General features: G+C 72.2%; 7 protein-coding genes and 1 tRNA gene. 5 read left to right on the top strand and 3 right to left on the bottom strand.

Annotated elements, in window-relative coordinates:
• Positions 1-35: 35 nt before the first annotated feature.
• Genes I5731_RS15020 through I5731_RS15010 form a run of 3 tightly spaced genes read left to right on the top strand, consistent with a single transcriptional unit; the run spans position 36 to position 4,681 of the window.
• The gene (locus I5731_RS15020; RefSeq protein ID WP_197312204.1) at positions 36-542 is read left to right on the top strand and encodes a (2Fe-2S)-binding protein; all 507 of its coding nucleotides are present in this window, start codon (positions 36-38) and stop codon (positions 540-542) included.
• Positions 539-4,060 (top strand): molybdopterin cofactor-binding domain-containing protein, encoded by a 3,522-nt coding sequence (locus I5731_RS15015; RefSeq protein WP_197312203.1) that lies wholly within the window; start codon positions 539-541, stop codon positions 4,058-4,060. Before I5731_RS15020 ends, I5731_RS15015 begins: the two co-directional genes overlap by 4 nt.
• A gap of 3 nt (positions 4,061-4,063) precedes the next feature.
• Positions 4,064-4,681, top strand: a complete 618-nt coding sequence (locus I5731_RS15010; RefSeq protein WP_197312202.1) for a cysteine hydrolase — start codon at positions 4,064-4,066, stop codon at positions 4,679-4,681.
• Here I5731_RS15010 and I5731_RS15005 read toward each other — a convergent pair.
• Entirely contained in the window at positions 4,668-5,105 is a 438-nt protein-coding gene (locus tag I5731_RS15005; protein ID WP_197312201.1) for a response regulator, read from the bottom strand. The genes I5731_RS15010 and I5731_RS15005 overlap by 14 nt on opposite strands.
• A gap of 33 nt (positions 5,106-5,138) precedes the next feature.
• A complete protein-coding gene (locus tag I5731_RS15000; protein WP_197312200.1) occupies positions 5,139-6,395 on the bottom strand; it encodes a TadE/TadG family type IV pilus assembly protein in 1,257 nt (418 codons plus the stop codon).
• 222 nt (positions 6,396-6,617) lie between these two features.
• Between I5731_RS15000 and I5731_RS14995 the strand changes: the two genes are divergently transcribed.
• Positions 6,618-9,293, top strand: a complete 2,676-nt coding sequence (locus I5731_RS14995) for an ATP-binding protein (RefSeq protein WP_197312199.1) — start codon at positions 6,618-6,620, stop codon at positions 9,291-9,293.
• A gap of 22 nt (positions 9,294-9,315) precedes the next feature.
• On the opposite strand, the gene I5731_RS14990 is transcribed toward I5731_RS14995, so the two are convergent.
• Complete coding sequence (locus tag I5731_RS14990; protein WP_197312231.1) at positions 9,316-9,567, bottom strand: hypothetical protein; 252 nt, start codon at positions 9,565-9,567, stop codon at positions 9,316-9,318.
• 236 nt (positions 9,568-9,803) lie between these two features.
• Here I5731_RS14990 and I5731_RS14985 point away from each other — a divergent pair.
• Positions 9,804-9,878: transfer RNA gene (locus I5731_RS14985), tRNA-Asn, on the top strand.
• Positions 9,879-9,959 lie beyond the last annotated feature (81 nt).

Below are 9,959 nucleotides of genomic sequence, written 5' to 3'. Positions count from 1 at the left end.
GCGCAGCGCCGGATGAGGGGGCATGGCGCCCGCCGATGACCCCTCCCCGCCCGATCCTCCTCCACGTCAACGGAACCGACCACGCGGTCGCGGCCGACCCCGCGACGCCGCTCCTCCATCTCCTGCGCAACGACCTCGGCCTCAACGGCCCGAAATACGGCTGCGGCTATGGCGAATGCGGCGCCTGCGCCGTGCTCGTCGATGGCAAGGCGGTGCGCGCCTGTGTGATCCCCGCCGGCCGTGCCGAGGGCCATGTCATCGTGACGCTGGAAGGTCTCGCTTCGCCGGATGGGACGCTGCATCCGGTGCAGCAAGCCTTCGTCGACGCCCAGGGCGCGCAGTGCGGCTATTGCCTCAATGGCATGATCATCACGCTGACCGCCCTCGCCGCCGAGCGCCCCGATGCCGACGAGGCGGCGATCCGGCAGGCGCTGCGCCATAACCTCTGCCGCTGCGGCACCCACCTCGAGATCCTCGACGCCGCCCGGCTGGCGCTCGCCATGGCCGCCACAGCCGCCGCTCCCCCGGAGCCCGCATCATGAGCCGGCCGAGCCGCCGCGACCTGCTGCGCCGCTCCGGCGTCCTCGCCGTGGTGACGCCGCGTGCCGGCGCCGCCGCCGACGACCCCGACATCCAGGTCTGCCTCACCGACGACGGCGCGGTGATCGGCTTCTGCGGCCACGTCGACCTCGGCACCGGCATCCGCACCGCGCTGGCGCAGATCGTCGCTGAGGAACTGGACGTCGCGGTCGCGGCGGTGACGATGGTGCTCGGCGACACGGCCGAGACGCCCGACCAGGGCCCGACGATCGCCAGCGAGACGATCCAGGTGACGGCGGTGCCGCTGCGGCAGGCGGCGGCGCAGGCGCGGCGCGCGCTGCTGGCGCTGGCCGCCGAGCGCCTCGGCGTCGCTCCGGCTGACCTCGGCGCCGCCGACGGCCGCATCATCGCGCCGGATGGTACCGCGATCCCCTACGCCGACCTGCTCGCCAACCGGCGCCAGCACCTGGTGCTCGACCCCGACGTGCCGCTGAAGCCGGTGGCGGAGCACCGGATCGTCGGCCGGTCGGTGCCGCGCGGCGACATTCCGGAGAAGGCGACCGGCAAGTTCGCCTATGTCCACGACGTCCGCGTGCCCGGCATGCTGCACGGCCGCGTCGTCCGCCCGCCCTACCACGGCCTCGACCACGGCGACTTCGTCGGCAGCAGCCTCGTCGCCGTCGACAGGGCCTCGGTCGCCCACCTCCCCGGCGTCGTCGCGGTGGTGGTCGAGGGCGATTTCGTCGGCGTCGTCGCCGAACGCGAGGAACAGGCGATCGCCGCCGCCGCGGCCCTTCGGGTGTCTTGGAAACCGTTCGCGACCGGCAGCGGCCTCGGCCCCGATCCCGGCAGCGTCGCGGCGGCGCTGCGGGCCAATCCGTCGACCCCGCGCAAGCTGATCGACGAAGGTGACGTCGAGGCGGCGCTCGCCGCAGCGCCGGACACGCTCGCGCGCACCTACGTCTGGCCCTACCACATGCACGGCGCGATCGGCCCGTCCTGCGCCGTCGCCGACGTGCGTGGCGACGCGATCACCGTCTGGTCCGGCACCCAGAGCCCCTACCCGCTCCGCGCCGATCTCGCCCGGCTCACCGGCCTCGCCCCCGACCGCATCGACCTGATCCGCCTCGAGGCCGCCGGCTGCTACGGCCGCAACTGCGCCGACGACGTCACCGCCGACGCGGTGCTGCTGTCGCGCGCGGTCGGCCGGCCGGTGCGCGCGCAGCTCACCCGCGAGCAGGAGCACCTCTGGGAGCCGAAGGGCGCCGCCCAGGTGATCGACGTCACCGGCGCGCTCGGCCCGGACGGCGGCCTCGCCGCCTATGATTTCGAGACGCGCTATCCCTCGAACGCCGCGCCGACGCTGGCGCTGCTGCTGACGGGCATCGAGAAGCCGCAGCCGACCGTGCTGCAGATGGGCGACCGCACCGCCCGGCCGCCCTACGCCTACGACAACCTGCGCGTCACCGTGCACGACATGGCGCCGGTGGTGCGCGCCGCCTGGCTGCGCGGCGTCTCGGCGATGCCGAACGTCTTCGCCCACGAGAGCTTCATCGACGAGCTCGCGGAGAAGGCCGGCGCCGACCCGGTCGCCTTCCGGCTCGAGCATATCGACGACCCCCGCGCCGCCGCCCTCGTGCGCGCCACCGCCGAGCGCGCCGGCTGGACCCCCCGCGGCGCCCCGACCCCGGCGGACGACGCCGAGGTCGTCACCGGCCGCGGCTTCGCGCAGGCGCGCTACGTGCACGGCAAGTGGCCGGGCGTCGGCGCCGCCTGGTCGGCCTGGGCCGCCGACGTCGCCGTCAACCGGCGCACCGGCGAGGTGACGGTGACGCGCGTCACCGTCGGCCAGGACACCGGCCTGATGGTGAACCCCGCCGGCGTCCGCCACCAGTTGCACGGCAACGTGGTGCAGTCGGTCAGCCGGGTGCTGAAGGAGGAGGTGAGCTTCACCGAGACCGCCGCCGTCGCCGATCGCGAATGGGGCGCCTATCCGCTGATCACCTTCCCGGAATTGCCGGCGGTCGACGTACTGCTGCTCGACCGGCAGGACGAGCCGCCGATGGGCGCCGGCGAATCCGCCTCGGTGCCGGCCGCCGCCGCCATCGTCAACGCCGTCTACGACGCGACCGGTGTCCGCTTCCGCGAACTGCCGCTGACGCCGGAACGGGTGCTCGCCGGGCTCGGCCGCCCGCTGCCGAAGGCGCCGCCGGAGAAACGCAAGCTGACGCGCGGCCGCCTCGCCGCGCTGGGTGCGACGGTTGCGGCCGGTCTCGCCGGCTTCGTTGCCGGCGGTCCGGTGCTGCGCGGCGCGATTGCCGAAATCCCGCGGCCCGACCCGGCGACCTGGTCGGCCTCGACCATCGAGCGCGGCCGCCAGCTCGCCGCGATCGGCGCCTGCGCGGTGTGCCACACGGTGCCGGGCGGCGCGGCCTATGCCGGCGGGCTCGAACTCGAGACGCCGTTCGGGACCATCGTCACCACCAACATCACGCCGGATCCCGCGACCGGCATCGGCGGCTGGTCCTACCCGGCGTTCGAGCGCGCGATGCGCGCCGGCATCCACCGCGACGGCCGCCAGCTCTATCCGGCGTTTCCCTACCCGAACTATGCCATGGCGACCGACGCCGATCTCTCGGCGCTCTACGCCTTCCTGATGTCGCAGCCGGCGGTGGCGCAGGAGACCGCCCCGAGCCGCCTCACCTTCCCGTTCAACCTTCGGCCGCTGATGGCCGGCTGGAATCTGCTGTTCCACCGGCCGGCCGAGATCGCGCCCGAGCCGCTGCAGTCGTACGCCTGGAACCGCGGCCGCTATCTCGTCGACGGCCTCGGCCACTGCGGCGCCTGCCACAGCCCGCGGGGCGCGCTCGGCGAGGAGAAGGCGGGGACGCAGTATCTCGCCGGCGGCTTTGCGGAGGGCTGGGAGGCGCCGGCGCTCGGCGCGCTGTCGAACTCACCGGTGCCGTGGACCGAGGACGCGCTGTTCGCCTATCTCCGCACCGGCGTCTCCGCCGAGCACGGCGCCGCGAGCGGGCCGATGGAGCCGGTGGTGGCGGAGCTCCGCGCCGTGCCCGACGCCGACCTCCGCGCCATGGCGACCTACCTCGCCAGCCTCGGCCCCGCGGTCAGCACCGCCGAGGCCAGCAGCCGTGCCGAGGCGGTGGTGCAGACTGCGGCGCTGCCCGTCGACCCGCGTTTTTCGGCGGGCGCCAGCGCCTATGACAGCGCCTGCGCGAGTTGCCACGAGGCCGGCATCGGCATGGCGGCGGACGCGCCGTCGCTCGCCCTCGACACCGGCCTTCATTCGGAGCGGCCGGACAATTTCCTGCGCGTCGTGATCGAGGGCATCGCCGAACCCTCCGGCGGCGGCCTCGCGGCAATGCCGGCCTTCGGTCCTGCGCTCGACGACCGCCGCATCGCCGAGATCGCCCGTTATGCCCGCGCCCGCTTCGCGCCCGACAAGGCGCCGTGGGACAATCTCGAGGCGACGATCGCGCGCCTTCGCGGCGGAGACCACTGAAAGATGCCTCTCGCCGAACCCCTCGGACCCGGCACGGTCCACCTCGCCATCGACATGCAGCGCCTGTTCGCCGAGGCGACCGACTGGCATGCGCCGGCGCTGGCCGAGATCCTGCCCAACGTCGTCCGCCTTGCCGAGGCGATGCCGCACCACACGCTCTATGCGCGCTTCATGGTGCCGCCCAACGCCGAGAGCGCGACCGGGCGCTGGCGGCGCTATTACGAGAGGTGGCAGGGCGTGGTCGGCGAGGCGATCGACCCGGCGCTGCTCGATCTCGTCGGCCCGCTCGCTCCACTCGCGTCACCCGACCGCTTCGTCGACAAGGTCGGCTACTCGGCCTTCGCCGGCACCGACCTCGACCGCCGCCTGCGCGAGGCCGGCGTCGACACGGTGATCTTTACCGGCGTCGAGACGGACGTCTGTGTCCTCGCCAGCCTGTTCGGCGCGATCGATCTCGGCTACCGGGCGATCCTCGTCGGTGATGCGCTGGCGAGTTCGTCGGACGACAGCCACGACGCGATGCTGACGCACCTGTTCCCGCGGCTGCCGGAGCAGATCGAGATCGCTTCGACCAGCGAGATCATCGCCGCCGCACAGCGTGCCGGCCTCACGCGGCGGTAATCAGCTTCTGGGCGCGCAGCACGTAGCGCACCTGATAGCTGAGCAGGCGCCAATTCACCGGCTTGCACACGAAGGAGGTCGCGCCGGCGTCGAAGGCGCGGTCGATCGAAACGATGTCCTCGCGCCCCGTCACCACGATGATCGGCAGCAGGCGCAGCCGCGGGTCGGCCCGCACCCGGCGGATCGCCTCGATGCCGCCGATGCCGGGCATGTCGAGGTCGATCAGCATCAGGTCGTAATGGCCCTGCTGCAGCTTCTCGATTCCCTCCTCGCCGCTCGCCGCCGTTTCGACCTCGGCGCTCGGCGTCGCGAGGTAGACGGTGGCGAACTCGCGCAGGATCGGGTCGTCGTCGACCGCGAGCAGCCGGACCCGTTCGTCGAGCACATAGGTGTAGGCGGCTTCGGCGGCGGTGGGGTCGGTCATGGGCTTTTGATCCGGTCGCGGCGGGGCAGCGGGCTACTGGGTCAGGATGACGGTCGAGCCATCCGGGCCGACGCCCGGCGGCACCGGCACCTCCGACCCGTTGTAATTGGTGTTGAGCTTGAGGTTCAGGCCGTCGTTGATGCTGACGCGGTCGGCGACGACGATGGTCCAGGCCGACAGCTCGCCGACGATCGACTTCAGCAGGCCCGGCCCCCCGGGCGCGCCGACGTGCAGAGCGCTCTTCGGCAGGTAGAAGGTTCCGAGCAAGACGGGGGCGCTGCGGCTGTTCATCTTATGCTCGCCCGCCGCATTGGTCCGGTCCTCGAAGAACAGCATGCCGGCGAGCGGCCCGCTGACCGGCGCGGTGAGATTGATCACCGTCGCCGGGCCGAACGAGAACGTCGCGTTCGAGCCGGTGAGATAGAAGCCGACACCGAGGCCGGTGACGATCGACGTGCCACCGATCTCGAGTGGGCCGTCCTTGATGATGAACGTGCCGGGCAGGAAGGTCGCGGCGACCGCGCCGCTGATCTTGAGGCCGCCGCAATAGACCCCTGGCGGAATGACGACGATCCCGAACTGGTACTGCTTCTTGGTGTAGTCGCAGCCGCCGACCGTCGGGGCCGGTCGCGCCGCCAGCGGATCGGGCATCTGCGGGCAGTCGAGCTGCGGGTGCGGCTCGAAGTTGACCCCTTCGGCGCCGCCCGAGCTGCAGATGAACTTCGCCTCGATCCGCCCGGTGCGCCGCTCGACCAGCGCCCGTTCGGAGGTGGAGTTGGCATAGACCGCGCAGGTGGTGGCCGTGAGGCGTGATTGATCGACCTCGACCGTCGCCGCGGCGCCGCCGTTGAGGCCGATCAGGCAGAGCGGTCCGCCGCCGAAGATCTTCGCCTCGGCCATCACGCTGAGGTCCGTCGCGCTCGAAGCGACGATGTCGAGCAGGAAAGTCTCCGTCGACCGGGCGAGCGCGATGGTGATCCCCCGGCGATCCTCCGAGAGCCTGCCCTCGAACGCGACGCCGGACTCTGCGCCGAGCGCGGCCTCGACATGGCGGCGCGCCACCTCGATCACGGCGTCGGCGTTGCTGCCCGCAAGCCTCAGTTCGCTCGCCGCGGCGAGCGCTGCCCCGTCGGCGGCGGTCTGCAGCGCGCTGCGCGCCGAAGCGGCCATCGTGTAGTCGACCGCCAGCCCCGCCGCACCCACCATCACCGGCAGCGCAAGCGCAAACGACATCACGATGTTGGCGCGCGTGTCGCCCGCGAAGGCTCGCAGGCGTCGTCCAAACGGCATGGTCGAGGGTAATCCTGTTGCGGAACAGTCTTCTGGTTTTGTGAAATAGCGATAGCTGAGCGAATTTAACGTCGCGTTACGCGACAATCGAGCAAGTCGTCGGCCCGGTTAATCAACTGGTCAGGACTGAACGGCAACTTGGGTCGGAATAAACTTGATGAGCGCCGGCAAACAACCGGTGGTGGCGCCGTCTGATCGGCAAGCGCAGGAAGAATTGCGTCCGTGACCCTGACCATCCGGCGAAAGATGCTCCTGCTGGTCGCGGCCGCGATCTTCCTCGCCCAGGCGATCACCGGTGCGCTGGTGCTGCGGCAGGAGATCGTCCGCTACGCCGAGCTGAAGCGCGACACGCTGTTTTCCGCCGCCTTCCTCGTCGCCGCCGTCGTCGGTCCGCCGGTGGCGGCCGGCGATGCCGACGGCGTCTACGGCGCCCTCAGCAGCGTAGGCCGGATGTCGGGCGTCGACCTCGTCGAGGTGCACGGGGCGGACGGTGCCACGATCGCCAGCCTCGGCAGCGCGGCGCGGCTTGCGAGCGACCTCAGCCTCGACGATCGCGAGGCGGCGATCCCGGTCGGCAGCCTGCTCGCCACCCACTCGATCCGCGTCGACGTGCCGATCGTGCGCGGCGGCCGAACGGTCGGCGCGCTCTGGCTCTACGGCAACACGGCGGACCTGGCCGCCCGCCTCTACACGACCGTGCTGACCACACTGGCGGGCGCCACGCTCGCCCTCGTCGTCGCCCTCGCCTTCGGCGTCCGCCTGCAGCGCGCGATCACCCGGCCGCTGCAGGCCCTCGTCAGCACGATGAGCCGCGTCGGCCGCGACCACGACTATGCGGTGGCGCTGCAGGCGACCAGCCGCGACGAGGTCGGCGTGCTCGTCGACGGCTTCAACCGGATGATCGGCGAGATCCGCACCCGCGACGAAGGCCTCGCCCGGCACCGCCGCCGCCTCGAGCAGGACGTCGCCGACCGCACCGTCGACTACCGCCGCGCCACCGAGGCCGCGGAGGCCGCCAATGCGGCGAAGTCCGAGTTCCTCGCCACCATGAGCCACGAGATCCGGACGCCGATGAACGGCATCCTCGTCATGGCCGAACTGCTCGCCGCCGGCGACCTGCCGCCGCCCGCCCGGCGCAACGCCGAGGTGATCGCGCGCTCGGGCGAGAGCCTGCTCGCGATCATCAACGACATCCTCGACTTCTCGAAGATCGAGGCCGGCAAGCTCGAGGTCGAGACCGCCGCGGTGGACGCGGCGGCGACCGTCGACACCGTGCTGCGGCTGTTCGGCGAGCGCGCCCGCTCCAAGGGCCTCGACCTCGCCCAGTTCGTCCGCACGCCCCCCGGCAGCCACGTCGTCGCCGACCCGGTGCGGCTCGGTCAGGTGGTCGGCAACCTCGTCAACAACGCGCTGAAGTTCACCGAGGCCGGTGGCGTCAGCGTGGTGATCGAGCCGGAGGCCGGCGACCGGATCCGTGTCGCGGTGCACGACACCGGCATCGGCATCCCGGACGATAAACTCGGCACCATCTTCGGCGCCTTCTCGCAGGCCGACCAGACCACCACCCGTCGCTTCGGCGGCACCGGGCTCGGCCTTTCGATCGCGCGCCGGCTGGTCGAGGCGATGGGCGGCGAGATCACCGTCACCAGCCGTGTCGGCGAAGGCTCCTGTTTCAGCTTTTCCCTCCCCGCCGTCCCGGTCGCGGAGTCCGCCGCCTGGCCGCGCCTCGCCGCCACCGACCGCCGCCGCACCGCCGTCGTCGCCGTCGCGGCACCGCTGACCCGCGCGGCGCTGCACGAGGCGCTGAGCGCCGCGGGCTTTGCCGTCGAGGTGACCGGCCGCCTCGATGACGCCGCGCAGTTGCATGACGCCCGGCTGGTGCTCGCCGACGCCGCCGCGCTCGGCGAACATTCCGACCTCCGCCGTCCCGGTCGTCACGTCGTCGCCGTGCGCGACGGCTCGGCCGCCGGCGAATCCCTCGCCGATGCCGGCCTCGACCGCCCCGTGGCGCGGCGCGACCTCGCCGACCTCGTCGCGGCGCTGATCGAAGGCCGCAGCCTCGGCCCCGCCGCGTCGACGCTTGCGGCCGCCGCGCTGGCGCAGTTCGCCGGCATCCGGGTGCTGATCGCCGACGACAACGCGGTCAACCGCGAGGTCGCAACCCAGGCGCTGGCGAAACTCGGTGTCCGCGCCGAGACCGTGGAAAACGGCCGCGAGGCGCTGGTGGCGACCGAAGGCGGCCGGTTCGACCTCGTGCTGATGGACGGCAGCATGCCCGAGATGGACGGCTTCGAGGCGGCTAGGGCGATCCGCCGGCGCGAGGCCGAGAGCGGTGCGCCGCGGTTGCCGATCCTCGCGCTCACCGCCCATGTGGTCGGCACCGGCGCCGATGCCTGGCGTGAGGCCGGCATGGACGGCGTGCTCCACAAGCCCTTCACCCTCGCCCGCCTCGCCGACGGCCTCGCCGCCGCGCTGGACCCGGACCTCCGCATGCAGCGCGCGGCAGCCGAAGCCGCGTCACCCCGCGACGTCACGGCGCCGGACCCGGAGGCGCCGCCCGCGGTCGATCCGGCGATCCTGCGCGACCTGCTCGAGATGGCGCAGGGCAACACCGCCTTCGTCGACCGCGTCGTCGCGCTCTACCGCGACCATGCTCCCAGGACCCTCGCCGACCTCGACGCCGCATCGGCCGCCGGCAGCCTCGACGACATCGGACGAGCGGCGCACGCACTGAAATCGATGAGCTTCAACATCGGCGCCCGCCGCGTCGCCGCCGCCGCCGACGCGATCGAGCGCCTCGCCCGCGGCGACGGCGTGCCGCCGCCGCAGCAGGCGATCGCCGACCTGCACGCCCTCGTCGCCGAGGCCTGCGGCGCCCTCACCGCCCGCGCGGCCTGAGTCTGGGGCCGGGCTGTTCGACTCACGACCGCCACGACCGCCACCGGCGCAGTACCCACACGTCGGTGCGCCGGCGCAGCCGCCGTGCCCGCGGCGAATCGATCGAGAGGACGGCAAGCCCGAGCGGCACCATCCAGAAGCCGAGCACCGGCAGGAAGCCGAGAAAGCCGCCCGCGATCAGCCCCGAGCCGATCAACCGCCGCACCAGCCTCGAGCGCGGCACGCGGAACGTCCGGCCGGCAATGCGGATCGTCTGGATGGGGTCGGCGGTCATCATGGGGTCTTTCGAAATGGCCGGGTTCGGCGGCGCGCGGCCCGGCCGCGCGGAACAACGGCCGCGCCGGGCTACCGTTCCATCCGCCCGGCAGAGCCCGGCTGTGGCGGGCCACCTCAGATGGGGCGGCAATCATGGCGAAAAAAGCGCGTCCCCCCGGAACGAAAAGATCCCGCCCGCGACCGAAGGGGCTTGGCAAGCCCGGCACGCCTGCGCTATAGGCTCGCTCGCAATGATCCTCGGTAGCTCAGTGGTAGAGCAATCGACTGTTAATCGATCGGTCGTAGGTTCGAATCCTACCCGGGGAGCCATTGCTTTCAAGGGCTTAGCGGATACCCCGCCGAGCCCTTTTTCTTTGCGATGTGCGCTATATGTGCGCTGCGCACCGTCTC

The organism is Methylobrevis albus (assembly GCF_015904235.1).
GTDB classification, from domain to species: domain Bacteria; phylum Pseudomonadota; class Alphaproteobacteria; order Rhizobiales; family Pleomorphomonadaceae; genus Methylobrevis_A; species Methylobrevis_A albus.
Note: the sequence above shows the minus strand (reverse complement) of the source record. Positions and strands in the feature narration are given on the sequence as shown.

Bases quoted from the DNA above. Each gene is read 5' to 3' on its own strand.
- I5731_RS15020 (WP_197312204.1), top strand. From the start codon at position 36: ATGACCCCTCCCCGCCCGATCCTCCTCCACGTCAACGGAACCGACCAC.
- I5731_RS15015 (WP_197312203.1), top strand. From the start codon at position 539: ATGAGCCGGCCGAGCCGCCGCGACCTGCTGCGCCGCTCCGGCGTCCTC.
- I5731_RS15010 (WP_197312202.1), top strand. From the start codon at position 4,064: ATGCCTCTCGCCGAACCCCTCGGACCCGGCACGGTCCACCTCGCCATC.
- I5731_RS14990 (WP_197312231.1), bottom strand. From the start codon at position 9,567: ATGACCGCCGACCCCATCCAGACGATCCGCATTGCCGGCCGGACGTTC.
- I5731_RS15000 (WP_197312200.1), bottom strand. From the start codon at position 6,395: ATGCCGTTTGGACGACGCCTGCGAGCCTTCGCGGGCGACACGCGCGCC.
- I5731_RS15005 (WP_197312201.1), bottom strand. From the start codon at position 5,105: ATGACCGACCCCACCGCCGCCGAAGCCGCCTACACCTATGTGCTCGAC.